This window comes from Bacteroides sp. AM16-13, assembly GCF_003602705.1.
Taxonomy (GTDB): Bacteria; Bacteroidota; Bacteroidia; order Bacteroidales; family Bacteroidaceae; genus Bacteroides; species Bacteroides xylanisolvens.
The window spans coordinates 51,828-77,809 of record NZ_QTLK01000015.1 but is presented as its reverse complement, the minus strand read 5'-3'; the positions used below and the strand labels follow the sequence as shown (position 1 = coordinate 77,809).

Below are 25,982 nucleotides of genomic sequence, written 5' to 3'. Positions count from 1 at the left end.
TATCATTTTAAGTGAATCTGCATTTATTTTACATACCTTTCTTTATACCTAATTTTATAAGAAGAGCATTCATCGGATAAGCGCAGAAGAAGCCGAAAAGCATAGCCAACTGCATCATAAACCAGAATATCCATGTATCTTTGGGCAATGGCTCATTGATGAACAGCACAAAATAAACAATTGCCATCCAACCGTACATTCCTACCTGCCAGGATAAAAGAGAAAAGAAATCTGCTTTGAAAGCGCGAGTCAGCGCATTCCCCACAGAGATTTTTTCCATTTCCCGAATCGCATAAAACTGAAAATAAACGCCAATAATCAAAGCTAATACAAAATCGAGTACCCAATTCCCAACAAGTTGACTGCCTGCAACAGTTACAGGAACATAATTCGTAAACCACTCTCCTATGATATCTGCCAATGTGCAGCCTGCGCCACAATGAAGAGCCGACAAAGCTACCGATTGCCAATAAGGACGCCTCATCTCTCCCATTGACATATCCATATCCATCCCCTTCATATCAGGCATATTCATATCTTTCATGTCAGACATGCCCATCCCTTTCATCCCGTCATCCTCCATCTTCATCGGACTGCTCCGTCCGAACTTATTATACGCCCATAAAGCTAAATAACTTCCCCACAATGCAGATAATATCCAAACTGCATTCATTATTTTCATTGATTGCGGACGATGTGTCAGGTCTATGGCAATATGTACTGCTATTCCGATACCTGAACAGACTAAGAATACGGCTATTAAATTGAGCATGATTGTATGTTTTAAAAGATTCAGACTACAAAACATACTTTATTTGCGAATAGTTCAGCCCACTACTTTTTAATTTTGCCTGTCGAACTATTCCACACACGAGTTGTTATCATTTCATAATCAAAACAATAAAAATATGAGCAGACGTAAACAATTAGAGCATGAAGTATCTGTTGCTCAAGAAAGAATAAAGAAAGCTGCAAAAGATACACCGAAGAATATCCTGAAATTATGGGAACAAGAGCTGGTAGACCTAGAATTGGAACTCAACAATATGGTGGATGATGAAGAAGATAATAATGAGGATTAACAGAAGAAGGGCGCGCTAGTTTCCTAGTGCGCCCTTCTCTATTACTGTCTATTTATTCAGTATTAGTTCTTTGGCAATGCTTCTTTCACTACCATTGAACGACCTACATATTCTGCACCGTTCAATTGTTTGATAGCGTTGTTAGCTTCTGTATCATCCGGCATTTCGATAAACGCAAAGCCTTTTGATCTTCTAGTTTCACGATCTGTGATTAACTTTACTGAAGCAACTGTTCCATACTCTTCCATTACATTTCTCAAATCCGATTCCTTAACATTATAGCTAAGATTTCCAATGTACAAATTCATAAAATACAAATATAAAAAATTAATAATTCAATAAGAAAGTTTTAGGAAGATCTTAATTAGAAATGGATATGCTCAAATAAATGAGAAGATACACGTAAAAAAATCAAATCGTAATAAACCTCTTTATTGTTGTTGGTACAAAGGAAAGCATTATTTGGAGATAATGCACTATACTCCCTCCTTTTTCTTTTCTCAAAACATCTTTTTTATGAAAATAGGCCAATACTTAACGTTTAAACTCTATTATATCAAACTATCTGCCACCAATTATCTGATTAGCCTTCTATAGTTTCTTTGTTATAAGCTCTTTGAAAAACAAATACTTATAGTTAAATTCTGCATCAGAAAATTAAAGGCTACCTTCTTTGAAACAGAAGATAGCCTTTATTATATACCAATTTACGTTTGCAGATTATCCACAATGGAAATACTTATGTACGAGATCTAACATCTCCATCGGCTTTCCTTCCAAATCCGCACGCAACGTTTTATCTTCGTAACTGCGAAGTCTGCGGATGATACCATCAATCATTGCCGGACTAAAGACATTATATTGTTCAAAGATTGCCCGTTGTTGCTGCAGGCAATCAGCAGAAGCCTCACAGCTATCTGGCAGTTGTGCCAGTGAATTTAGTTTATCTTCATTCTCTTTCTGATGGATATTCACATTCACATACGTCTTTTGAGCGATATCCAGCGCATTTTCAATTTCAAAGCCATGACGGCAGGCAACAGCCAAACCGGCCAACAGTTGATATAAATCCGCCGAACCATCCGGAGAACGCATTTCTACAGTCTGCTTCTGGCTGGTGTCAAAATGGCTTTCGGCTTCCAACGGATTAGCTAATGTACACATATCTGTTTTTGCAGCCCATCCCAATGGCACACGTACTAATACGGAACGGTTACGATCTCCCCAGCAAACATTGGTAGGTGCCTCCTGATGAGGAACAAGACGGAAATAAGAAGTAGGATTGGTATTTCCAAAGGCAGTGATTGAAGGAGCAAGCACCATCATTCCGGCAATTGCTTTACGCGCTGTTTCCGACAAAACGCCGTCTTTCAACATTTGGTTCTTGCCGTCTTTCATGATACGCATGTGTACGTGCAAGCCCGATCCTGCTTTACCAGCTGTTATTTTAGGAGCAAAGGTCACATTATATCCATATCTGTATCCCAGATTACGAATCACCCATTTGGCAATCATCAACTGATCTGCCGCCTGCGATACGGGAACCGGCAAGAACTCAATCTCATTCTGCTCATAAATATAGCCATCCAGCGTAAAATTACCCACTTCGGAGTGTCCATACTTTATTTGCCCGCCTGTCTGTGCGATATAAGACATACATTGAGTGCGGAACTCATTAAATTTAGCGTATGGACCCGATTCGTGATAACCACGTTGGTCGGTTGCCTGAAACATACCTGTATCCGGGGCTATTACATAATATTCCAATTCGCCCATTGCCTGAAATTCCATTCCGGTAACTTCTGTAAAAGTTTTGCTTGCTTTGTAAAGGGTGTGTTCTGGTGCACTTTCGAGGGGTTCGCCGTCTTTATTGAAGAAAGAGCAAAGCATGGACAGCGTCGGAATCTCGGCAAACGGATCAACGAATGCAGTGCAGAAACGGGGAATCACATAAAGGTCACTACTACCTGCTTCTATGAAAGAAAAAAGACTGGAACCGTCTACCCGTTCTCCACAAGTAAGAATAGCTTCCAGATAAGCTTGATTGTTGATGACAAAGTTCAGGGTTTTCAGACGACCGTCTCCCGCCGGATACATGAAATTAACCATGCGGATATCTTTTTGCTGGATAAATGAGATAATGTCGGCTTTGGTAAACTCTGAAGTTGGCTTTTGAAGGAATGCTACCAACTGGTTAGCATTCATTGACAAATCTTGATTCATAATCGGTTGTTTTTCGTTGTTGTATGATTAAAAACGGTTTGTTAAATGCCAAAGATAACGAAAAGATTCTACTCCTTAAAACGTTTTAAATCTTTCCGGCTAAAAATCCATTCCGGAGTATATAGTTTCCCCGCATCCGTTTCCGCCAATTCATACCAGGGGAAAAGGCTGCGACTGACAGGATTTACAAGAATATGAATCTGTTGTGCAGGCATATAGCTCTGCGCCAACAAGAATACTTTCTTTTTGGTAGCCGGATGAACAGCAACATCTACAACAATGACTGCATGTCCGGGTGAGCCTCCTTTAATAAACACATCACCGGGTTGCAAAGAAGTATAAGACACAGCCTGAAGCTCGCGGGATAAAGAAGCCGTTCCGGCATACATAAAGACCATATCGAGATAGTTACGGAAAGTTTTATAGGAATAATCCACTCCTTTGCCCGCAGCATACCATTGCACTTGATTGCCGCTGACTTTTATCCGATTTCCTTCCGCCCATTTCTTGTACCCGGCAGGGAAACCATTGGTGAAGTTGAATTTTATTTCTCCATATCGTTTATGTTTCCACAGATATTCCGCCCGCAAACGCATTACCGCATCGGCACACTGTTGCAAATCACGGTTACCTATCTCCATATCGATTACAGCGTAAGCTGCAGACTGATTCGATTTTTCTTTTCCATTATAAAGCATCACTTTACTACCTTTCGGCATCAAAGGCAAATTACGTAAGTAACCTGTAAACGAATGATCGGCACAAGCCTCCCTGACATATCCCGTTGGAGGAGCGATTCTTGTAGCAACCGTTTCTTGTCCCCACAATTGCAGGGATGTACAAAGTAACCCTATATATATTAGTAAATACTTCATAACGCTTCTCTTTATATTCTGTTCCGGACAAATATAAGTAATTATTGTTTAAAAAGAGGATGAATGTCTATTTTTATTTTAACTTTGTACAAAGACCTACATACATAACTAAAATTGATAAGCTATGGACATCCAAACATTTATTCAGAACTTCAAAGAGGCATTCGGAGAGAATGCCGAATTACCTCTTGTATTTTGGTATTCAGATATACTGGAAGGAACAGCAGAGAAAATTAACGGTTGCTTCTTTAAAGGCATGAAGACTGTCAGAGAAGGTGGTACTATCAGCTTGAATGCAGAAAATATCGGTTGCGGTGGCGGCAAATTCTACACAGGTTTTACAGAAATGCCTGAACGCGTACCGACTTTTGTCTCACTAAAAGAACGATATAAACAGACTCCGGAAATGGTCATTGAATTTATCCGGCAACTCGGAGTTCCGAGGACAGAAAAGAAATACCTTCATTTTGCCCGTATAGACAAAGTGGCAAGTCTGGAACAAATGGAAGGCGTCATGTTTATCGCCAATCCTGATATGCTTTCCGGACTGACTACATGGGCTTACTATGATAACAATGCCGAAGATGGTGTCGTTTCCTTATTCGGTTCCGGTTGCAGTTCCATAGTGACACAAGCCACTCTTGAAAACCGCAAAGGAGGCAAGCGGACATTTATTGGTTTCTTCGATCCGTCGGTGCGTCCGTACTTTGAAGCGGATAAGTTGAGTTATACGATACCTATGTCCAGATTCAGAGAAATGTGTGGGACTATGCGCCAAAGTTGCCTGTTTGATACGCATGCATGGGGAAAGATCCGGGAAAGAATGGGCGCCGAATAAGGCAAAAGTACAAACCAAATAGTTTCAAAATATGTTTCAAGCTTTGAAACTGTTTGTTTCTCGGTGTGAAACGAATGGTTTCAAGCGGTGAAACAAACAGTTTCCCGTAGTGAAACAAAGTGTTTCAAATAGGCTTGAAACTTTTCTGTCCCATTTTTAATATCATAAAGTAAATGCTTAAATTAGTTCGTATTATAAGTTGTTATTCAAAACGCAACGAAGTCTCCTTTTTTCTATTAACTAATTTTAGACAGTTACTTTAGCAAATAGTTCTTTGTCCGGATTAAACCTTTTCTGCGGAAAGAAGTCTAATTTTTTATATATTATCGTTCTATTAAACTTTAAAGTTATCAACGAAAATGGAAACATCTGCTAAACTCTATTCACTGAATTACAGCAATGTAAGGACTTACCTCTTTGCCCTGCTATTTGTGGCAGGCAACATTGCACTTCCACAAATCTGTCATCTTGTACCATACGGTGGTCCTACTTTATTGCCGATCTATTTTTTCACGTTGATCGCAGCTTATAAATATGGCTTTCGTGTGGGATTACTGACAGCAATTCTTTCTCCTGTCATCAATCACCTGTTATTTGCAATGCCATCGGGAGCTGCACTCCCCATTATATTGATAAAATCCGCTTTACTTGCCGGTACTTCCGCCTTGGCTGCACGAACACTGAAATCAGTTTCTTTATGGGCTATTCTCGGTGTCGTTCTCTCCTATCAGATTATAGGAACTGCTTTTGAATGGGCATTCATCGGAAATTTCCATGCAGCAGTGCAAGATTTCCGCATTGGTATTCCCGGTATGTTAATTCAATGGTTTGGTGGCTACGCCCTACTGAAAGCGATTGCAAAACTCTAAAGTAAAAACAAAAATGGACAGAAGGGACTTTTTAAAAACAGTAGCCATAACCGGTGCCGCATTGAGTATTCAGCATTCGGAGGCAATGGAAATATTAACCCAGACTATTAATAATACGAACGGAGGCAATCCGGACTTGGTAGCCGTTATGGGTGGAGAACCGGAAGCTATGTTCCGCCGTGCTATCAGCGAACTGGGCGGTATGAAACAATTCGTAAAACCGGGACAGAAGGTGGTCGTAAAACCTAATATCGGTTGGGATAAAGTGCCGGAACTGGCAGGAAACACCAACCCGCAACTGATTGCTGAAATCGTGAAACAATGCTTTGCTGCCGGAGCTAAAGAAGTGACCGTATTCGATCATACTTGTGACGATTGGCAGAAGTGTTACAAAAACAGCGGCATCGAAGCGGCGGCAAAAGCTGCCGGAGCAAAAGTAATGCCTGCTCATTTGGAGTCTTATTACAAGCCGGTAAACCTACCCAACGGTCAGAAGATGAAGAAAGCAAAGATACATGAAGCCATCCTGAATTGCGATGTATGGATCAATGTTCCCATCCTGAAAAACCACGGGGGTGCCAATCTGACTATCTCAATGAAAAATCACATGGGAATTGTCTGGGATCGTGGATTTTTCCACCAGAATGACTTGCAGCAATGTATTGCCGATATCTGCACACTGCAAAAGAAAGCTGTGCTGAACGTAGTGGACGCTTATCGTATCATGAAAACCAATGGTCCGCGAGGACGTTCTGCCTCGGATGTCGTATTAGCGAAAGGACTGTTCATTTCACCGGATATTGTAGCAGTGGACACGGCTGCCGCCAAATTCTTCAATCAAGTACGTGAGATGCCACTAGATACTGTGGGACACCTCGCTAAAGGAGAAGCACTGAAAATAGGAACCATGAACATTGACAAGCTGAATGTCAAGCGAATTAAGATGTAAAATAACAATGTTAAGAAGGCTACGTATTGGAATATCAGCACTTTTATTTGTGCTGATTTCTTTCTTTTTTCTCGATTTTGCAGAAATATTACCGAACAGTTTTCATCGGCTGGCACATTTGCAGTTTGTTCCAGCTGTCCTTTCACTAAGTATAGGTATCTTATTATTTCTCACCGTGTTAACGCTCTTGTTTGGACGCGTTTATTGTTCTACAATTTGCCCTATGGGTATTTTGCAGGATGTCATTGCACGCATTTCAAAATCAATAGGGAAAAAGAAAAAAAGATATAGTTACAGTCCCGCAAAAAATAAATTGCGTTGGGGCATACTCGGGCTGACAGTAATCGGGTTTCTATGCGGATTTACATTTATTGTAGGCCTGCTCGATCCATACAGTGCGTATGGACGTGTAGTAGTGCATATATTCAAACCTATCTACATGTTGGGGAATAATCTGCTGGAATCTGTCTTTTCCAAGTTCGACAATTATACGTTTTATCAGGTAGATACCTCTGTTTTAAGCATTTCTTCTCTTCTCATTGCTGTTATTACTCTTGCAATTATTTTTGTAATGGCATGGAAACACGGGCGGACATGGTGCAATACGGTTTGTCCCGTAGGAACAGTATTGGGATTATTGAGCCGCTTTTCATTATTTAAGATCCGTATCGATACTGCAAAATGTAATGGATGCGGGCTTTGTGCTACCAAATGCAAAGCCTCCTGCATCAATAGTAAGGAACATGCCATTGATTATAGCCGCTGCGTAGATTGTTTCGACTGCCTAGGAGCATGCAAGCAAAAGGCATTGGTCTACAACCCTTCTTTAAAGAAACAACAAGCAAACGTAGAAGCCCCTGTGCCATCATCACCGGACACGGATTCATCCAAACGCCGCTTTTTGGTTGCCGGTCTTGTTACTGCCGGAGCTGCTCCCAAACTCCTGTCCCAAGCCAAAGAATCTGTTGCAAGATTAGAAGGCAAAAAGGCATACAAAAAGGAGAATCCAATCACTCCTCCGGGCTCTATCAGTCGGGAACACTTTCAACAGCAATGTACATCCTGTCATCTTTGTGTCAGCAAATGCCCCTCTCATGTTCTGCAACCTGCTTTTATGGAGTATGGTTTGGCAGGTATAATGCAGCCGACCGTTAGTTTTGAGAAAGGATTTTGTAATTTTGACTGTACTGTTTGCGGAGACGTTTGTCCCAATGGAGCAATTCTTCCCATAAGTGTAGAGCAAAAACATCTTACACAAATGGGATATGTTGTTTTTATCGAGGAAAATTGCATCGTTTATACTGATGGAACCAGTTGCGGAGCGTGTTCCGAGCACTGTCCTACACAGGCTGTGGCAATGGTACCATATAAAGACGGATTAACGATCCCTCATGTAAACAAAGAAATATGCGTAGGTTGTGGAGGATGCGAATATGTTTGTCCTGCCCGTCCATTCCGCGCTATCTATATCGAAGGAAATCCAGTGCAAAAAGAAGCAAAACCTTTTAAAGAAAACGAAGAACATAAAGTGGAGATAGACGATTTCGGATTCTAATCAGCCCCCAGTGCTGGTGTAAAGATTCCATCCGTATATTTGTGCTCTATTGTGATATATTTAAATGCGGATAACAAAACTTTATACTTACGCAATTAAAGTTCCATGTTATCCGCATTTATTGTGTTCTATGGATAACAAAAAACTACTTATAACGTTCTCTTAAAAAAACTATTCATTATATTCCTCCTACTTTCAATAAATTCACTAAATTCGTGGCGAACTAAAGAAAGCAACTCATGGAGGTATTCACAAATAACAGGAATAGCCGGAAATATCAGATTGGCTATGCACTAAGCGGAGGATTTATTAAAGGATTTGCCCATCTGGGAGTTATGCAAGCTCTTTTAGAGCATGATATTAAACCGGAAATCATCTCCGGAGTAAGCGCAGGAGCACTTGCCGGTGTCTTTTATGCAGATGGCAACGAACCCCACAAAGTTCTTGATTATTTCTCCGGACATAAATTCCAGGATTTAACCAAACTGGTAATTCCTAAAAAAGGATTATTTGACCTTTGTGAATTTATAGACTTTCTCCGAACCAACGTTAAAGCAAAAAACTTGGAAGATTTACAACTTCCTCTGATTATCACAGCAACCGACCTCGATCATGGACGCATGGTTCATTTTCACCGCGGCAGTATTGCTGAACGGGTCGCAGCTTCCTGCTGTATGCCTGTTATGTTCGCACCAGTCAATATAGATGGTACAAACTATGTAGACGGAGGATTGATGATGAATCTTCCTGTCTCTACCCTGCGTAGAGTGTGCGACAAGGTAGTGGCTGTCAACGTAAGCCCCATCATGGCACAGGACTACAAAATGAATATTGTAAGCATTGCTATGCGTTCATTCCATTTTATGTTCCGCGCCAATACTTTTCCAGAAAGGGAAAAGTGTGATTTATTAATCGAACCATACAATTTATACGGATATAGCAATACCGAACTGGAGAAAGCAGAAGAAATCTTCGGACAGGGATATAATACAGCCAATGAAGTGCTTAATCAACTGTTGGAAGAAAAAGGGAAAATATGGAAGTAACCTCCTATCCATCGGAAAAAAGAATGAATACGAATATTAATAATCTACTCTATATGAATGACGAAAATAAAATAATTATCTATCAAGTGTTCACCCGTCTGTTTGGAAATAACAACAACCACTGTGTCTACAATGGCGACATTACCACCAACGGTTGTGGGAAAATGGCTGATTTCACGCTCAAGGCACTTGGTGAAATCAAAAAATTAGGTACTACACATATATGGTATACAGGCATCATCGAACATGCCACTCAAACGGATTATCGCCGTTATAACATCAGTCCGGATCATCCTGCCATTGTGAAAGGAAAAGCTGGCTCTCCCTATGCTATCAAGGATTATTATGATGTAGATCCTGACCTGGCCAACGATGTACAGGGACGTATGAAAGAATTTGAGAACCTGGTACACCGTACACATCGCACAGGTTTGAAAGTGATTATAGATTTTGTACCTAATCACGTAGCACGCCAGTACCATTCGGACGCACAGCCCGACGGCACGACGGAATTGGGGGCTAACGATGACCCCAGTCAATCTTTCAGTCCATACAATAATTTCTATTATATCCCGCAAGCGGAACTTCGTGCCCAGTTCGATATGAAAGACGGCGCAGCAGAGCCTTACCGGGAATTTCCGGCTAAAGCTACCGGTAACAATCGTTTTGATGCTACGCCCAATATCACCGACTGGTATGAAACGGTGAAATTAAACTATGGAGTGGATTATCAGAACGGCGGTACCTGCCATTTCTCCCCAACTCCGGACACTTGGATAAAGATGCTGGACATTCTTCTTTTCTGGGCGTCAAAGAACATTGACGGTTTCCGTTGTGACATGGCAGAAATGGTTCCCGTTGAATTTTGGGAATGGGCTATTCCTCAAGTTAAAGAGGTTTATCCTGAAATACTTTTCATCGCAGAAGTCTATAATCCCAGTGAATATCGTAACTATCTGTTCCGTGGCAAGTTTGATTATCTATATGATAAGGTAGGATTGTATGATACACTGCGGAACGTAGCCTGCGGATATGAATCTGCCACTGCAATCACTCATTGCTGGCAAAGTCTGAATGGAATCGAGAAAAAAATGCTCAACTTCCTGGAGAACCACGATGAGCAACGTATCGCATCTGATTTCTTTGCCGGTAATCCGCGTAAAGGGATTCCCGCACTAATTGTTTCTGCATGTATGAACACCAATCCTATGATGATCTATTTCGGTCAGGAGTTCGGAGAGCTGGGCATGGATAGCGAAGGATTCAGCGGAAGAGACGGACGGACTACCATATTTGATTATTGGAGCGTAGATACTATACGTCGTTGGCGTAACGGAGGAAAGTTTGACGGAAAAATGCTTACTGAAGAACATAAGCACCTCTACTCTATCTATCAAAAAGTACTGACGCTTTGCAACGAAGAGCAGGCAATCAAAAAGGGGGTATTCTTTGACTTGATGTATGCCAATATAAACGGATGGCGTTTCAATGAGCATAAACAATATACTTTTATGCGGAAATACAAAAACGAGATTCTGTTTTTCGTTATTAATTTCGATAGTCAACTGGTAGATGTTGCCATCAACGTGCCTTCACATGCCTTCGATTTTTTGCAGATTCCTCAAATGGAGTCTTATCAGGCTATCGATTTGATGACCGGTACTAAAGAAGAAATCTGCTTATTACCTTATAAACCGACAGATGTTTCGGTCGGAGGTTATAACGGAAAAATTTTAAAGATTACTTTTTAAGCAAAAAGAGTAAGAACCGCATACTCCTTATCCTCCCGGCATTTCACTTATAAATGCCCGGAGGATTATTTTATGTACATCGCTCAAACAAATATTCTCAAAGGCTGTTTAGTTATAACTAATTCTCTAAACTCAAAGCTTATGAAGAAATTTATGATTTGTGCGATCACACTGTTTTTGCTATTATCTACATCTGTTTTTGGAGATACCCCTCCCGGCAATGTACAGGCAACTTTCAAGAAAATGTATCCCAAAGCAAACGGCATTGCCTGGTCACAAGATGACGGATATTATTGCGCCAATTTTGTAATGAACGGATTTACTAAAAATGTGTGGTTTAACGTCCGGGGGCAATGGGTGATGACACAGACTGACCTTGTTAGCCTTGATCGTCTGTCACCGGCAGTCTATAATGCTTTTGTATCCGGGCCATACGCAAGTTGGGTGGTAGATAATGTGACGATGGTAGAGTTTCCCAAATGGCAAGCTATTATTGTAATTAAAGTAGGCCAAGATAACGTTGACATCAAATATCAGTTATTCTATACTCCACAAGGAGTATTACTGAAAACACGCAACGTGAGTGATATGTATGATATTCTCGGACCAAGTACCTTTTTGGTAAACTAGAACTAAATCATTCAATAGCGTAATATACGAGAAAGCCCCTGCAGATATACAATGATAGTTGCAGGGGCTTCTTATTTAAAGATAAAATTATTTCTTCTTTCTAAGCACTACGGCGGTACGGGCAGGAATGTAGAGTTTCAACCACTCTTTCTTTTCTTTACTGTACAGCGGATCGGCAATAGTAAAGTGCACTACAGAATCATCTGCCAAACCGTTTCCTCCAAATGCAACGTCGTCCGTATTCAATATTACTTCATAAGCTCCCGGAGTTACCAGGAATCCATAGTCGGTAAATGACTGTTTCGGATTAAAGTTAAAGACAAATATAAGGTCTTTACGTCCGTATGCCAATACCTGATCGCCATCATTATGCCATATTTCCTGAACAGGTGTTGCCTGGAAGTCTTTCACGCTCTTCAGAACTTTCAGCATATCCTTATCAAAATCACCCATATAATGATAGGTCAGATTCTTGTTGTCTACCAAATCCCATTGGCGACGGGCATATTTACATGACCATCCGTTACCTTCACGCGGGAAGTCAATCCATTCGGGATGCCCGAATTCATTTCCCATGAAGTTCAGATAACCTCCGTTGATGGTTGAAGAGGTCAATAAACGAATCATCTTGTGCAAAGCGATACCTCGGTTGACAACATAATTTTCATCTCCCTTTTGCATATGCCAGTACATATCGGCATCAATCAGACGGAAGATAATTGTCTTGTCTCCCACTAATGCCTGGTCGTGGCTTTCTGCATACGAAATGGTCTTCTCATCCTGACGACGGTTGGTTACTTCCCAGAACATGCTGGAAGGTTTCCAGTCTTCATCAATCTTTTCTTTGATTGTCTTGATCCAATAGTCCGGGATGTTCATGGCCATACGATAATCGAAGCCGTAACCGCCATCTTCTATTTTTGCAGCCAGCCCCGGCATACCGGAAACTTCTTCCGCAATGGTTATCGCTTTCGGATTTACCTGATGAATCACTTCATTAGCCAATGTCAGGTAACAAATCGCATTATCATCCTGATGACCGTTGAAATAATCTCCATAGTTACAGAAGGCTTCACCCAAACCATGACTATAATATAGCATAGAAGTGACTCCGTCAAAACGGAAGCCGTCAAATTTATATTCTTCCAGCCAGTACTTGCAGTTAGACAACAGGAAGTGAATCACTTCGTTCTTGCCATAATCGAAGCATAGAGAATCCCAAGCCGGATGTTCACGACGAACGCCCGGATAGAAATACTGATTCGGATCACCGGCAAAGTTTCCTAATCCTTCTACTTCATTCTTCACTGCATGTGAATGAACAATGTCCATAATCACAGCAATTCCCATCTCATGAGCGGCATCGATCAATGCTTTCAATTCGTCGGGAGTACCAAAACGGGAAGAGGCAGCAAAAAAGCTGGATACATGATAGCCGAAACTTCCATAATAAGGATGTTCCTGAATGGCCATTATCTGGATACAGTTATACCCTTCTTCAGCGATACGGGGAAGTATTTTCTCGCGGAATTCGTTATAAGTGCCCACTTTTTCCTCCCGTTGTGCCATTCCGATATGACATTCATAAATCAACAGTGGATTCGTGTCGGGCTTGAACGTTTTCTTTTTGAATTTATAGGGTTTCTCCGGAGCCCAGACTTGCGCACTGAATATCTTCGTCTGTTCATCCTGCACCACACGAGTAGCCCATGCAGGAATACGCTCGCCTTGTCCGCCTTCCCAGTATACATTCAATTTGTAGAGATCGCCATGATGAATGGCATCCGCCGGCAGGTTAATTTCCCAATTGCCATTCTTTAGTTTTTTCAGCTTATAGGCTGCTTTTTCCTCCCAATTATTAAATGTACCCACCATATAAATATGAGTAGCATTGGGCGCCCATTCACGGAAAGTCCATCCCTTATCGGTGCGATGCAATCCAAAATAAAGATACCCCGATGCAAAATCTGAAAGGGTTTGTTTGCCTTTATTCGTCAATTCAGCTTCCTTGTCTAATACATGCTGATGACGCCCGGTGATAGCACCGGCAAAAGGTTCCAGCCAGGGATCATTTTTTATGAGATTAAGTGTCTTTTCCATATCAGAATTGAATTAGGATTATGCTTTTACTTTTACGATTACTTTTTTCACACCATCCGGAGTGATGCCCGGAGCATGACCGTCTTGCGGGAAGAAGATAGCAAACATTCCCGGTTTTACGGCAACGTATGTTTCTGCCAATCCTTCAAAGAAAGTAATGTCTTTTTCTGCGTTATAAGGTGCATCTGCCGGAACACAATCTTTAGCAGCGGTATACCCCATAATTTCTGTTCCCGACAACGGGATTTGAATATCAATAAATTCGTTATGAGTTTCCAGTTTGGCTTCCTCTTTTGTTTTAGGCTTGGTTTGTGCGATATTCACGAACAGATCTTTCCCTTTCAGTTCTGTCTTACCAATTTCCATGGCTTGGAGGTCACGAGACTTCAAGAAGTCGATGGCTTGTGCAAACAAAGGATTTAAAGACGCATATTTCTCCAGATTTTCTAAAGTATCTACTACCATATAAGTTAAATTTTAAAGTTTATATTCCAGGCATTATTTATTCAAAATCATCAATCGTATAATTTATAAAATCAGCAAACCGCTTGAACTGGCGGAACGCTTTGTCTATCTGTTCCAACATATCCGGCCGGGTAAAGAAGTCATCAGGAACATTATATGAACAAACATACTCTTTACATTTCAAATAATCGACGTACTTGAAGTCTTTCGGGAAACCTTTCGGAGCTGTTTTCAGAAAATCCTCCCCTATCACCGGAAAGTATTTCTTAAACTCCGGATCCTCTACGATCGCAACAAATTCCTCGATATTGTCATAAATAGACTGACGCACTGCTTTCAGGATATTGGGAGGCAGACACAAGCTTCCTCCGGCAAGCATCGAACCATCCGGCTGCAAATGGACATAATATCCACAATGGTCGGATTTCTTTCCTTTGGCATTGATATAACCACCGAAATGTATTTTATAAGGTGTTTTATCCGCAGAGAAGCGGGTATCCCGGTAAATGCGATAAGTACAGTCTTTGGGTTGAATTCCCCGGATAGTTTCATCAAACAGGGAAATACGGGCAATCACTGTTGCCAAAAAGTTGTCGAACTCGGCACGGGCTGTTTCATATTCTGCCTTGTGCTCATTAAACCACTCACGATTATTATTCGCGGAAAGATCTTTTAAAAACTGAAAGATAACGGGTATGTTCATCTTTATCATTTTCTATTATTACTCTACAAACGTACAAATTTTATTTCATATAAACTAAAAAAGGGGGTAAAAGGACATAAAAAAAGCATCGGCCTGGTAAAACCGATGCTTTAACACATTTATCAAAAAAACAGACTCTTCTGTCTCTGACGTACTTTAGCTTTCACAAGTGAAGTACAATCTCTTTAATTAATCTTATATCTAATACTATGAAAAACACATAAATATAACAGTACAAAAGTGACATTTGTTCAGCAATGCTCTGTATATTTCAGTTAATTATCGTTTATAGAATGAAATGTTTCTCATTTATAGGCAACACAATACGTTCCCAGTCAATCATGGCGTTGAATAACATGATATGTGAATAGTCGTTTAAATGTACTTGCGCGATGTCTTTCTCAACAATGAATTGCTTATTCAGAAGTTCCGCCCGCTTCGTTCCCTGGAGTAACGGATGAGCTGGAGTAAACCATGTGTGCCCATCGTAGAGGGCGATATTGGCAATAGAAGTATCTGTCAGATAGCCGTCTTTCACGATTAAAATATCATCTGCCATTCCTCTTTGGGCATACAAAGCGTTCAGTTCTTCCCGATGTGTGCTTTTGTAAGTGTAATTAATGGTATCGGATTCTATCAGATGCAAAGAGGACACTTTCCGCATCTGATAAGGAGCATACGTGACTTCTTCTACTTCTTTTCCATACACAATCCGGCATTTATGAATCCCGTTTAAAACTGGTGGCGATATATACTCACGCAAATCAAGCGGAATAGTATCTTTCCAAAAGACCGCACGGGTTCTATTGAAACGCTCTGTGTGATAATCAAGATTATAAATCTGTCCATCCTCTATCCGGATAGTCTCAATAAATGGGTACATATACTTTTTGTTTCATTTCGTTATACTCACTTTCCGCATCGCTCTGGCAGGTGATTCCACCTCCACTTTTAAAATACATTTTTTCTCCTTCCTGTTCTACAAAACGTATCATAACGGCACTATCCAGATTAATTCCATCCGAATAGCCCATAATTCCTGTATAAAACCCTCTGTCGTAGGTTTCAGCTTCCCGAATAATCTGCATCGTTTTTTTCTTGGGGGCACCGGTAATGGAACCGGCTGGCAAAAGTCGGAAAATAAGTTCTCCCAAATGTTCCGAATAGTTTTCCGGCAATACGCCTTGAATTTCAGAGCTTGTCTGAAGAATCGCCCCCTGATTAGTCTGCAATGTATCGATATACCGATACCGGGAAACGAACACTTGATTGGCAACCATGCTTAAATCATTACGAATCAAGTCTACGATAGTAGCGTGTTCTGCCGCCTCCTTAGGATCGTTCATCAATAATTGGGCAGCAGAAGGAATGGAAGCGTCAATAGTCCCTTTCATCGGGTATGAGCTAATTTTTCCCTGATGAATTCTCACAAATATTTCTGGAGAAAAAACAGTAAAAGTGTCTTTAACCCATAGCTTATAAATCGCTTTAGAATGATAATAAATATCTTTCAGAGTGAGATTGGTATCTACCGGAGTGCGACAAGTCAGATTTGTGAGAAAACTATTTCCAGCCAAGATATTCTGTCGGACAATATTAAACGAGCGTTGATAGGAATAGAAAGATTCTGCAGAAGGCTGCCAATGGATAGAGTTCGCTGGTTTAGCAGAAAAAGAAGGTGTATACTTTTCAGTTGACGTAGCTTGATTGGTAAATCCATTCAAATTATACAAAAGTTCAGTAGAATCAACAGCAGCAACCTCTTCTATATAAGATGCATCCTGCAGATAATTAATAATAAAAACAAAAGGACGATGGTGTTGTCCAAACTGATTCATCCGTTTGATGGCCTGTTCCTTATTATATAAGTGCATAAAATATTTCAGCGTTTAGGAATGGCAAATGTACGCAAAAAGTATAGATTAGAAAAAGATAGCAATAAAAAAGGGTTGCCCGACGTATCATACCGGCAACCCTTTATCATTTATAAGATTGGTCAAATTACTTCATAACAGCTTTCACTTGAGGAAGCATCTTTTTCACATTTTCATTTTCCGGAGAGATCTTAGCAGCCTCTTCCAAATAGTCTAATGCTTCTTTAAATCTTCCATCCGCTTTTGCTTTTTCTGCAGCATATTTGTCTGCATCTGAATTTGCCAAAGGAGCAGCTTTCTTCAGGATATTAGCTCCGTCATTATAACACAAAACTCCTAAACTGTACAATGCATTTGTTTTATACTGTTTGTGATCCAACGGAATTACTTTCTTGAAACAATCTTCTGCTTCTTCTGCTTTTCCAGCTTTCTGTGCTGCAAGTCCTGCTTTTAGATAATGAAGACCATAATTCTTCACCATTGTCTTATTCTTAGGATCGACTTTCAGCCCTTCTTCTAATGTAGCTACATATTCAGCAGTCTTCTTTTGTGCATCTAAAGCCAAAGCTTTACGAGCATACGCATTTCCTATATTAAATTTTTTCTGAATAGCAATATCGAAAAAGGTCACGGCTTCCGCATACTTTTTCACTTCGTCTGCTGCTATACCACAATAGTAAGCTGTTGCAGAATCTTGATTATTAGTCTGTTTCAGATATTCGCTGAACTTCGCATACGCTACTGGATAATTTTTAGCATTAAATGCATCATTTCCTTCTTTTTTCAATTGCTCTGGGGCGGTTTGTGCAAAAACATTAGTCACTACAATACAAAATGCAAATAAAAAAATCAATTTCTTCATAACTTTATGTGTTTTTTAGTTGTTTATCGTCCAAAAGTAGAAGTTATAATAGAAAAACACAACCGTATTTTATTTTTTTGACCTTTTTGAAACCTATATAACTTTCGTTATTCTTCGTAAAAATGACGTTTTCCTATTTATTCATCCCAAACCATATAACTAAACAAAATATTTCTCTTTTATAAATTACTGATTCATAGCCATAAAGAAAAATATGAATAAAAAAGTGCCGGAAAGTTTTTGAATTTTCATAAAAAGCACTACCTTTGCATCCGCAAATAAGGCTGGTTCCGTAGCTCAGCTGGATAGAGCAACGCCCTTCTAAGGCGTGGGTCAAGCGTTCGAATCGCTTCGGAATCACTTAGAGAAATCGCAAACAGCTATTAAAATAGCGTTTGCGATTTTTTCATTTAATAGAATCGTCCACATGTTGCCTACTTGATATTTTTTCACGTACCGGCTACAATCCCATCGGTATTTTCAACAAATACCAGACAATAAACATCAATGTCCAGGCAACCAGGATACCTAATGAATATCTCCAGGTATATTTAAGCAATGAGCCATACGTAATCTGTTTATCATACTGCCGCATATAAGTCAGCACCAAAGGCATATAAAATAAGAAAGGAGTAATGGCATTCGTCGAACTATCTCCGATACGGAAAGCACATTGTGCTACATCCGGAGCAATTCCCATCTGTGCAAACATCGGAATAAAGATAAAAGACATAAAAGCCCATTTGGAGGTAGCAGATACCATAATCAGGTTTATCAATGCCGTAAATAGAATAAACAGGATGAGAGCAGACAAAGGAGCCGGCTCAAACGAAGAGAGCAAATCAGCTCCCATGATGGCTAAACATTTATCCAGATGGGAATATTCAAAACAGGCAAACATCTGTGCAGCAAAGAAAGCGATAACGAAATACACTCCAAGAAGTTTCATTGGCTGCGTAAGTCCTTCAATCACATCATTGTCAGTGCGATACCGTCCGGAACTGAATCCATAAGCCATCCCCGTAATACCTGCTCCCAAAGAAAGCAGAAATAAAATACCGGCAATAAAAGGCGAATGCATCAAACCTCCGTTCACCCCTCGCAAAATTCCATAAGAAGAAAAAGTAAGCCACAAGATAAGAGCGACATAAACAGCTGCTACAACAATGGAAATCATAATAGCACGCCGCTCTTTGCGAGAGAGAGGATGATAAGCCACCACTTTCACACTGCCTTCATACTTTCCTAATGTGGGAAGAAGCCATTTTTGAGTAATCCAATACACAATAGCCGTAATGACTACCGTTGAAGCACTCATAAAGAAGTAGTTACAAAGAGGTTCCGTGTTCCCCTGATAACCCGTTTGCGCCAGTGCCGCCTCTTGGGTGGTATGCGCCAATAACGGATCCATCGTACTCAATACAATATTGGCACTATACCCGCACGCAACAGAGACATAAGCTGTAACAATCCCTGCAATCGGGTGAAGTCCCACCCACTGGAACAGCATAGCGGCAATAGGCAATAAAATAATATATCCACCATCCCCAATGGCATTCGACAACAAACCGAGCACAATCACCCACAAGATGATTTTCCTCTTTTCCTGCCGGTTCCCTACTCCCATGCGGATGCACGCATCAATAAAACCGGAATGTTGTGCTACTCCCAGTCCGAACATAGCGATAATCACCATGCCCAAAGGAGCAAAGCCCGTGAAATTCTTAATAGCGTTCCGCAACCACCAACGGATCCCTTCCGGGCTCAACAGGCTTTGTACACGGATGTCCTCACCTGTCTGAGGCAATGTCACTTTCAACCCATAGATATCACATATCCATGAAAGAAAGACCACTGCCATAGTCAGCAGAAGGAACATCGTAGCGGGATGGGGCATACGCCATTTATTCTTCATTACTTTCCAGAGGTATTACTTGCCATTACTTATTCTTCGTCAGGCTCCAGATTATCCAAATCGATAATACGCAATTCCAGTGCACGTACTGCCAATCGGGTAGCATTCACTCCCACCCGTTCTCCATTCGGGAAAAGGCGTCCGATAAGATCATTCTGTCGTTTCTCCAATGATTTTACGCCGAAAGGCATCCCTTTCAAATTGGCAATCATCTCCTTCGTATATCCTAAGGCCAAATGGCGGAGAAAACGTTCATCGTATTCATCAATATCATAACTGATGACTGCTTCCTGACGCTTGGCATCGTTGGCTACCGATTTCTTGAAACGATCTACAATCTTTTCCAAAATCGGATAGTTGAATACCAGCTTCTTTCCGTCCATCACAGCCTGTACATCTGTTTTCGTCAGTAATTCTCCTGTTTTGAGGATAATTCCGTCGGCACCGGCATTCAATACATCCACCCACAACTTTTCATTCAGAATCTCACCTGTGAAGATCAGTACCCGGACTCCTTTGTAGCGTTTGAATATATTCCGGCAAATGTCAACACCAATGGTCGTAGAACCTCCCAGTCCTAAGTCCAACAATACCAAATCGGGGAGTTGCGCCTCCATCAACGGCCAGAACTCACTTTCCGTCATTGCCGTACCGATCACTTCCGCATTCGGTATTTCATGACGGAATATTTCTTCTGTCCCTTTCAACTCCAGTTTTACATCCTCTACGATAATAACTTTAAACTTCTGTTCTTCCATGTTTCTTATCTAATAACTTTTATGTGTTCTCCTTTTATCGGCGCGGAATGGTGAAATAAACCGTAAATCCTCCGCCTTCAGCCGGCTCAGCATTGATACGACATCCTCTGCGTCCCGCAAATTCGTCATGGTCGCGGATAATCTGCTTGCATACCAGATATTCCGTTCCTCTCAACTCCCCTTTCTCACCGGAAGTCATACGTGCCAGATTCGGATAAAATAATTGGTTCAATTCTTCCACACTCTTTTCACGTCTCGTATCCGTAAAGAGAAAACGAATATATTCATTATCCTGACGTGCTTGCAGACGTATCACCCCATCTTCACGCACAGTCAATGCTTCATCAATCAAATTTTCCAATAGAAAACGCAACTGGTTCACGTCTCCTATCACTTTCGCTTCCATTGGTTCTATCTCCAGTTCTATCCTCTCCGAACGGTTCTTCATTGATTTCTTGAAGTATTTTCCGGCAGCGTCCAAAAGTTCCTGCACCGGAATTACAGTACGCCGGAAAGTGACTTCCTCCAATTGACGGGAAGCGCACGAGCTCAAAACCGTAAAGATTCCCTTATAATATTCAATCAATTCCGTCATAGTCTCCACCGCTTCACGCTCCTCCGTTTCCGAAAGCTTCTGCGTATTCAGCCGTCCTACAATCTGTTTGATTTTATTCGGATAATAGATCGTCTCATGTTTAATCGTCGACAAGCAGTTGTCAAGTACCATATTCTGTACATGCAACATACTGTCTTCCCAGGAAGCTCTGCGTGTTTCTTCATGCGCCGATTCAATATCCCGGTATTTAGTAGCCAGTTTCACCACTGCATTAAATACGACAATAGCCACATAGCGTGCTACCAGTTCAAAAAGCAGCCGGTCCGTTTCCTGTTCTGTTCCTTCTCTGCGTTCCAGATAAAGCACACCGACACATTGATGTTCACCTCCTGCTTCCACCATCAGCGGAATTGCCTGAAGATGCTGTTCAGAAAGATATTCTCCGGAACTAAAACACTGTTCTACCATCACCGGCATTTCCTGCCTGGGACGAGAAGCGTATTCCAGCCGATGTGTCGTTTCGTTATAAACGGCAATTCCCATCCGGTCAATTGTCAGTAGTTCATTCACCGAACCGAATGCTTCATCCACAATACGTTGCGGGATTTCTTTAAGCGTACTTTCCTCCCGTTGGAGTGCCTCAGCATTTTCTTGTTCCTGCGGTCTGACCAGAGATGCCGCAAATACCTTTTGATTAATCTCAAGTACCTGTTCGAGATTCAAACGATTCTGCAAACGTTTTCTCATATACAGGAAATAGTATCCGACCAAAGAAACAATCAGTAGAACAAAACATAAAATAATTCCTACTGTCTTATTCGTATTCGACCGTTCCAACTGTCGGCAATATGCTTCAAGAGTCTGATCTTCTCCCTGCAACTTATACAAATCCGTAAATGCCGAATTATTGTAACTGTATGCATCCAACTGTTTCAAAGCCAAAAAAGCAACTGCCGCCTCATTCCTGATATCCAGAATCACATGATAATCCGAATCAAACAATTCGTTCCACCAACTGATTTCGGCAGGCGTTCCTTCCCCCACCAGCTTCATATACCGATGCGGACGATCCGGACGCGCATATTTCTCATAATGCTCGTTCAACAAGAGTATAGCAGAATCTATATATTGCAAAGCAAATTCATAATTTTCATCCACATTAGCAAAATAGGCGGCATTCGCATAATCCGACGCTGCATCCAGCAAATCCTCATAGGCAGAATCCGTAACCACCACTATCGAATCGCCCTCCTGCAACATGGGAGGAATCGGATCATGCAGACAAGAACTCACCCCAAACGGAAGCAACAGGCAAAGCAACAAGACTCCCATCGTTTTGCGCACTCCCGAAGGCAAACGGAAATAGAAACGACTCCCTTTCCCCAATTCACTCTCTACATCAAAGACACATCCCCGGAACAATTCATTCGTTTTCTTATATTTCTCAATGATTCCCTTACAATTCATCAGTCCGAAACCACTGCCCTTATTTTCTTTCAGAACTTCCGGGTCGGCTGCATTCTTCATTCCGATGACACGGGAATCATATACTTTCTCACCGATAATACGAGCCATATCTTCTTCGGAAATCCCCCTTCCGTTGTCTTCTACGGAAATCTCGACATACGCATCCGTAGTACGGGCATACACTTTGATTGTTCCTCCTTCCGGGGTATATTTTCGGGCGTTTTCCGCCAGCGTGTTAATCATAAACAAAGTCAATGCCCGGTCAGCTTTCACCATAACCGTGGTCGGTTCTATTTCCAACTTCTGATTTTTCATTTCAAAAGCACGTCTCCCTTTGCCTAACAGTTCAAAGAGTTCATTGAGATCGAACGTTTCAATATTCAGGCTAAGCGTCCCCTGCTTCATCTTAATCCAAAGAGCCAAAATATCATTGTATTCATTAATCGTAGTTACGAGCTCGTCAATGTATTGATACTTCTCTTTCTTTATCTTCTCATGATCGATATATCCTCGTTCCGTCAACTTATGCACCTCATTCAAGATACGGTCGATATAAGGATTTATCCCATTCACAATGGCCAGACAAGCCTTCTTAATCAGATTTTGGCGTTTATTTCCCGCGATATGTTGTTCGTAAACATATCGTTGCTTTTCCAATTGCATCCGTTCGTCACTCAACGCTTCTACCATCTGCTCATTGTCCGCAGCCCAAACGATATACGGTTCGAGCACGTGCACCAACGCTTCTTCATCACGGTTCAACCGATGCAAAGGAACCAGTGCCGCTTTTCCTTCCTCCGGAATTTCCAGTTGAAGACGCCCTTTTCCGAACAGCTGGTCAATGCCTTGTTGAATTAACGGAACATTCATTGGTATAGAAGAAGTGATGTCCCGGCAAAGAGCCAGTATCCGTTGCAGACGTTCCACATCTACTTGATTCCTTATTTTAGATCGCTTATTGAAGAACCACCAAAGAATAACCACCAGTACAAGTCCGGCAATAACCAAAGAAAGTACAAGCGTCATTTGTCGTGAATCGGATTCCAACGAAAGATAACGACTCTCCAACTCTTTATCCTGACGAGTATAATTCAGAATATCCAGGTATATATTTCGGTTGTAATCAGAAGCATACTTCATTCCAAGCCCGGCATACGATACACTCAATTGTTCCCGAATCCTCGAAATCCATTCGGGTACCGTCCTTACGTCTTCCTCCATAATCCACGGTACTCCAGTATATGTCGTATCTCCTTCCGCATAAATACGCAGCTTGTCCAACGTATCCACTGCATGATGATAATAAAGCATATGGTGTTGGTTCACACAATCTAACGCTTTTGTAAGCGTATCCAATGCTTCCGAATAACGTCCGTGCTCATTCATATACTTACCGATAGACACATACGCACCGGCAATCTGATACAAATCATTATACTCCCGGAATTTTTCAAGCGCAAGCTGTGCCATTCGCAAAGGCAAAAGCGAATCTACAGGAAAACCAAACTGATCCAGCGCGTATCCCCTCCTTGTTCGAAAGAGTTCGAAGTTGTTGGAAGAAACCATCAGATTAGCCAGCCCTTGCAGACCATTTCCTTCGAAATAAGGATGATTAGTCTGAACCGCAGTTCTCCAGGTTATATATAGTTGGTCAAACTCACGCATTTTCCTATCCTCCGGCTTGGTGGCTTCCACCAATGAAGCCGATCCTTTGATATAATGATAATAAAGCAACTGATTCGTATCTGCCAATACTTCATCTTCCGGGATCTGATTGAGAGATGCGATGGCTTCCTGCCTTTGCTGAAGATAATAGTAATAAATAGAAGAAACTATGAAAAATTCGGTGAAAGCATAATCCAGTCGAAGTGCCTCGTGGCGGTCGGCAAACAAATCACTCTCTTCCCGAATACGTTTCATACGCCGAAGCGCACTATTACGATAATCATAAAATTCTTTGTTCATAGCTGTCCGCTGACAAATCTTCATCAGTCCGATATCAGCAATCAACAGTTCAAGCTCATTTTTAGTCAGTTTATATACTTCCTTATGTAACGCTTCCGCCCGGTCAAAATCCATCGCCATAAAAGCACAGAATCCGAGATTATTAGATGCCTCCGCTTTCCCCGACTTATAAAAATTTACCTGTTGATAAGCTTCATTGGCATACTTATAAGAAGAATCCAGGCTTCGATAACGATAAGTATACGCTTTCCCGTTTAAAGAATCAATCAGGCGCACCTCTTTGGTCGGCACCATATCAGTGCACGAAAAAAAAGAGGTAAACAACACTATACCTATTATATATAAAGGAAAACGTGAACTCATTTTTGACTATTAACTGTTTTCAGAAAGCAAATCTACAAATATTTCCGATAAGTTGGAGAGAAAAATATTTTTTATACAATAAGTCCTTCTAAATAATAAGAGAAATTCCTACCTTTGCAGGCAAATTAACAAATAGGTAACATCTATTACAAAATGAGCGAAAAAGCACCCTTTATGGTATTCTCGGGAACGAACTCGAGATATCTTGCAGAAAAAATCTGCGCGAGCCTGGATTGTCCTCTGGGAAATATGAACATTACCCATTTTGCCGATGGCGAATTTGCGGTTTCATACGAGGAGTCAATTCGTGGCGCACATGTATTCCTGGTTCAATCCACTTTCCCTAACTCAGACAACTTAATGGAACTTCTCCTGATGATTGATGCTGCTAAACGTGCATCAGCAAAGAGCGTTGTGGCTGTAATCCCCTATTTTGGATGGGCTCGTCAGGATAGAAAAGACAAACCTCGTGTATCTATCGGGGCTAAGTTGGTAGCTGATCTGCTGTCTGTTGCAGGTATCGACCGACTGATTACGATGGATTTGCATGCTGACCAGATCCAGGGATTCTTCAATATCCCGGTAGATCACTTATACGCATCAGCTGTATTCCTCCCTTACATCCAGTCATTGCAATTGGAAAATCTGGTTATTGCTACACCGGACGTAGGAGGTTCAAAACGTGCCAGCACTTTCTCCAAATACCTCGGCGTACCATTGGTACTCTGCAACAAATCACGTGAAAAAGCCAATGAAGTAGCATCTATGCAAATCATCGGTGACGTGGAAGGTAAAAACGTTGTCTTGATTGATGATATCGTAGACACAGCAGGAACAATCACCAAAGCAGCCAACATCATGTTGGAAGCCGGTGCCCAATCTGTACGCGCTATCGCCAGTCATTGCGTAATGTCTGATCCGGCTTCTTTCCGTGTGCAAGAGTCTGCCCTGACAGAAATGGTATTTACTGACAGCATCCCTTATGCTAAGAAATGCCCGAAAGTGAAACAGTTAAGCATTGCCGACATGTTTGCTGAAACAATCAAACGAGTAATGAATAACGAATCTATCAGTTCACAATATATCATTTAAATGAAGAATGATAAATGAAGAATGAAGAATAAGAAAGCCGGCTA

At 41.2% G+C, this 25,982-nt stretch carries 22 protein-coding genes and 1 tRNA gene; 10 read left to right on the top strand and 13 right to left on the bottom strand.

Annotation, left to right across the window (positions count from 1 at the left end; all coding sequences use genetic code 11):
* Positions 1-28: 28 nt before the first annotated feature.
* Positions 29-772, bottom strand: a complete 744-nt coding sequence (locus tag DW173_RS13725) for a DUF4396 domain-containing protein (protein ID WP_120144575.1) — start codon at positions 770-772, stop codon at positions 29-31.
* Between the two features lie 136 nt (positions 773-908).
* Here DW173_RS13725 and DW173_RS23975 point away from each other — a divergent pair, with 136 nt between their 5' ends.
* Entirely contained in the window at positions 909-1,082 is a 174-nt protein-coding gene (locus DW173_RS23975; RefSeq protein WP_199722842.1) for a hypothetical protein, read from the top strand.
* Positions 1,083-1,144: 62 nt separating this feature from the next.
* Here the strand turns inward: DW173_RS23975 and DW173_RS13720 are convergent, their stop codons facing one another.
* The 3 genes from DW173_RS13720 to DW173_RS13710 all read right to left on the bottom strand — a co-directional run bounded on the left by DW173_RS13720 (position 1,145) and on the right by DW173_RS13710 (position 4,180).
* Positions 1,145-1,390 (bottom strand): RNA recognition motif domain-containing protein, encoded by a 246-nt coding sequence (locus DW173_RS13720; RefSeq protein WP_008640136.1) that lies wholly within the window; start codon positions 1,388-1,390, stop codon positions 1,145-1,147.
* Positions 1,391-1,802: 412 nt separating this feature from the next.
* Positions 1,803-3,305, bottom strand: a complete 1,503-nt coding sequence (locus DW173_RS13715; protein ID WP_008022468.1) for a glutamine synthetase family protein — start codon at positions 3,303-3,305, stop codon at positions 1,803-1,805.
* Positions 3,306-3,373: 68 nt separating this feature from the next.
* Positions 3,374-4,180 carry a DUF4846 domain-containing protein gene (locus DW173_RS13710; protein ID WP_120144574.1) on the bottom strand — a complete coding sequence of 269 codons (807 nt, stop codon included), beginning with the start codon at positions 4,178-4,180 and terminating at the stop codon, positions 3,374-3,376.
* Positions 4,181-4,304: 124 nt separating this feature from the next.
* On the opposite strand from DW173_RS13710, the gene DW173_RS13705 reads away from it, so the two are divergent.
* From DW173_RS13705 to DW173_RS13675, 7 genes are all read left to right on the top strand, one after another.
* On the top strand, positions 4,305-5,018 hold the full coding sequence (locus DW173_RS13705) for a DUF169 domain-containing protein (protein WP_008022473.1): 714 nt from the start codon (positions 4,305-4,307) through the stop codon (positions 5,016-5,018).
* 359 nt (positions 5,019-5,377) lie between these two features.
* Entirely contained in the window at positions 5,378-5,887 is a 510-nt protein-coding gene (locus DW173_RS13700; protein WP_049702732.1) for a hypothetical protein, read from the top strand.
* Between the two features lie 13 nt (positions 5,888-5,900).
* Complete coding sequence (locus DW173_RS13695) at positions 5,901-6,836, top strand: DUF362 domain-containing protein (protein WP_004316874.1); 936 nt, start codon at positions 5,901-5,903, stop codon at positions 6,834-6,836.
* Positions 6,837-6,843: 7 nt separating this feature from the next.
* Positions 6,844-8,391 carry a 4Fe-4S binding protein gene (locus tag DW173_RS13690; RefSeq protein WP_120144573.1) on the top strand — a complete coding sequence of 516 codons (1,548 nt, stop codon included), beginning with the start codon at positions 6,844-6,846 and terminating at the stop codon, positions 8,389-8,391.
* A 239-nt stretch (positions 8,392-8,630) separates the two neighbouring features.
* Positions 8,631-9,437 (top strand): patatin-like phospholipase family protein, encoded by an 807-nt coding sequence (locus DW173_RS13685; protein ID WP_004316876.1) that lies wholly within the window; start codon positions 8,631-8,633, stop codon positions 9,435-9,437.
* A 53-nt stretch (positions 9,438-9,490) separates the two neighbouring features.
* Positions 9,491-11,188, top strand: a complete 1,698-nt coding sequence (locus tag DW173_RS13680; RefSeq protein WP_120144587.1) for an alpha-amylase family glycosyl hydrolase — start codon at positions 9,491-9,493, stop codon at positions 11,186-11,188.
* Between the two features lie 141 nt (positions 11,189-11,329).
* On the top strand, positions 11,330-11,818 hold the full coding sequence (locus DW173_RS13675; RefSeq protein ID WP_008640124.1) for a PepSY-like domain-containing protein: 489 nt from the start codon (positions 11,330-11,332) through the stop codon (positions 11,816-11,818).
* Positions 11,819-11,905: 87 nt separating this feature from the next.
* On the opposite strand, the gene DW173_RS13670 is transcribed toward DW173_RS13675, so the two are convergent.
* The 6 genes from DW173_RS13670 to DW173_RS13645 form a co-directional block, all read right to left on the bottom strand.
* Complete coding sequence (locus DW173_RS13670) at positions 11,906-13,918, bottom strand: alpha amylase C-terminal domain-containing protein (protein WP_004316879.1); 2,013 nt, start codon at positions 13,916-13,918, stop codon at positions 11,906-11,908.
* Between the two features lie 18 nt (positions 13,919-13,936).
* On the bottom strand, positions 13,937-14,383 hold the full coding sequence (locus DW173_RS13665; RefSeq protein ID WP_117683878.1) for a YhcH/YjgK/YiaL family protein: 447 nt from the start codon (positions 14,381-14,383) through the stop codon (positions 13,937-13,939).
* A gap of 37 nt (positions 14,384-14,420) precedes the next feature.
* Positions 14,421-15,095: a DUF2461 domain-containing protein gene (locus DW173_RS13660; RefSeq protein ID WP_162613551.1), complete on the bottom strand. Its 675-nt coding sequence runs from the start codon at positions 15,093-15,095 to the stop codon at positions 14,421-14,423.
* A gap of 277 nt (positions 15,096-15,372) precedes the next feature.
* On the bottom strand, positions 15,373-15,969 hold the full coding sequence (locus tag DW173_RS13655; RefSeq protein WP_120144572.1) for an aminotransferase class IV family protein: 597 nt from the start codon (positions 15,967-15,969) through the stop codon (positions 15,373-15,375).
* Entirely contained in the window at positions 15,953-16,960 is a 1,008-nt protein-coding gene (locus DW173_RS13650) for an aminodeoxychorismate synthase component I (RefSeq protein WP_120144571.1), read from the bottom strand. The genes DW173_RS13655 and DW173_RS13650 overlap by 17 nt, the downstream gene beginning before the upstream one ends.
* A 127-nt stretch (positions 16,961-17,087) precedes the next feature.
* Positions 17,088-17,822 carry a hypothetical protein gene (locus DW173_RS13645; RefSeq protein WP_008022494.1) on the bottom strand — a complete coding sequence of 245 codons (735 nt, stop codon included), beginning with the start codon at positions 17,820-17,822 and terminating at the stop codon, positions 17,088-17,090.
* Between the two features lie 286 nt (positions 17,823-18,108).
* On the opposite strand from DW173_RS13645, the gene DW173_RS13640 reads away from it, so the two are divergent.
* A tRNA-Arg gene (locus DW173_RS13640) sits at positions 18,109-18,182 on the top strand.
* Positions 18,183-18,282: 100 nt separating this feature from the next.
* Here the strand turns inward: DW173_RS13640 and DW173_RS13635 are convergent.
* From DW173_RS13635 to DW173_RS13625, 3 genes are read right to left on the bottom strand one after another with little or no spacing between them, the layout of a single operon-like run.
* A complete protein-coding gene (locus DW173_RS13635) occupies positions 18,283-19,737 on the bottom strand; it encodes an AbgT family transporter (protein ID WP_008022495.1) in 1,455 nt (484 codons plus the stop codon).
* Between the two features lie 29 nt (positions 19,738-19,766).
* Positions 19,767-20,495, bottom strand: coding sequence for a DUF5932 domain-containing protein (locus DW173_RS13630; protein WP_004317459.1), 729 nt, complete (start codon positions 20,493-20,495; stop codon positions 19,767-19,769).
* Between the two features lie 34 nt (positions 20,496-20,529).
* Positions 20,530-24,846, bottom strand: a complete 4,317-nt coding sequence (locus DW173_RS13625) for a DUF5113 domain-containing protein (RefSeq protein ID WP_120144570.1) — start codon at positions 24,844-24,846, stop codon at positions 20,530-20,532.
* A 153-nt stretch (positions 24,847-24,999) separates the two neighbouring features.
* Between DW173_RS13625 and DW173_RS13620 the strand changes: the two genes are divergently transcribed.
* Positions 25,000-25,938: a ribose-phosphate pyrophosphokinase gene (locus DW173_RS13620; RefSeq protein WP_008022499.1), complete on the top strand. Its 939-nt coding sequence runs from the start codon at positions 25,000-25,002 to the stop codon at positions 25,936-25,938.
* Positions 25,939-25,982 lie beyond the last annotated feature (44 nt).

Coding starts and splice junctions, on each gene's coding strand:
- DW173_RS13660 (WP_162613551.1), bottom strand. CDS start 15,095: ATGATAAAGATGAACATACCCGTTATCTTTCAGTTTTTAAAAGATCTT.
- DW173_RS13670 (WP_004316879.1), bottom strand. CDS start 13,918: ATGGAAAAGACACTTAATCTCATAAAAAATGATCCCTGGCTGGAACCT.
- DW173_RS13645 (WP_008022494.1), bottom strand. CDS start 17,822: ATGAAGAAATTGATTTTTTTATTTGCATTTTGTATTGTAGTGACTAAT.
- DW173_RS13710 (WP_120144574.1), bottom strand. CDS start 4,180: ATGAAGTATTTACTAATATATATAGGGTTACTTTGTACATCCCTGCAA.
- DW173_RS13665 (WP_117683878.1), bottom strand. CDS start 14,383: ATGGTAGTAGATACTTTAGAAAATCTGGAGAAATATGCGTCTTTAAAT.
- DW173_RS23975 (WP_199722842.1), top strand. CDS start 909: ATGAGCAGACGTAAACAATTAGAGCATGAAGTATCTGTTGCTCAAGAA.
- DW173_RS13685 (WP_004316876.1), top strand. CDS start 8,631: ATGGAGGTATTCACAAATAACAGGAATAGCCGGAAATATCAGATTGGC.
- DW173_RS13720 (WP_008640136.1), bottom strand. CDS start 1,390: ATGAATTTGTACATTGGAAATCTTAGCTATAATGTTAAGGAATCGGAT.
- DW173_RS13700 (WP_049702732.1), top strand. CDS start 5,378: ATGGAAACATCTGCTAAACTCTATTCACTGAATTACAGCAATGTAAGG.
- DW173_RS13635 (WP_008022495.1), bottom strand. CDS start 19,737: ATGAAGAATAAATGGCGTATGCCCCATCCCGCTACGATGTTCCTTCTG.
- DW173_RS13680 (WP_120144587.1), top strand. CDS start 9,491: ATGAATGACGAAAATAAAATAATTATCTATCAAGTGTTCACCCGTCTG.
- DW173_RS13650 (WP_120144571.1), bottom strand. CDS start 16,960: ATGCACTTATATAATAAGGAACAGGCCATCAAACGGATGAATCAGTTT.
- DW173_RS13630 (WP_004317459.1), bottom strand. CDS start 20,495: ATGGAAGAACAGAAGTTTAAAGTTATTATCGTAGAGGATGTAAAACTG.
- DW173_RS13695 (WP_004316874.1), top strand. CDS start 5,901: ATGGACAGAAGGGACTTTTTAAAAACAGTAGCCATAACCGGTGCCGCA.
- DW173_RS13655 (WP_120144572.1), bottom strand. CDS start 15,969: ATGTACCCATTTATTGAGACTATCCGGATAGAGGATGGACAGATTTAT.
- DW173_RS13725 (WP_120144575.1), bottom strand. CDS start 772: ATGCTCAATTTAATAGCCGTATTCTTAGTCTGTTCAGGTATCGGAATA.
- DW173_RS13620 (WP_008022499.1), top strand. CDS start 25,000: ATGAGCGAAAAAGCACCCTTTATGGTATTCTCGGGAACGAACTCGAGA.
- DW173_RS13705 (WP_008022473.1), top strand. CDS start 4,305: ATGGACATCCAAACATTTATTCAGAACTTCAAAGAGGCATTCGGAGAG.
- DW173_RS13715 (WP_008022468.1), bottom strand. CDS start 3,305: ATGAATCAAGATTTGTCAATGAATGCTAACCAGTTGGTAGCATTCCTT.
- DW173_RS13625 (WP_120144570.1), bottom strand. CDS start 24,846: ATGAGTTCACGTTTTCCTTTATATATAATAGGTATAGTGTTGTTTACC.
- DW173_RS13690 (WP_120144573.1), top strand. CDS start 6,844: ATGTTAAGAAGGCTACGTATTGGAATATCAGCACTTTTATTTGTGCTG.
- DW173_RS13675 (WP_008640124.1), top strand. CDS start 11,330: ATGAAGAAATTTATGATTTGTGCGATCACACTGTTTTTGCTATTATCT.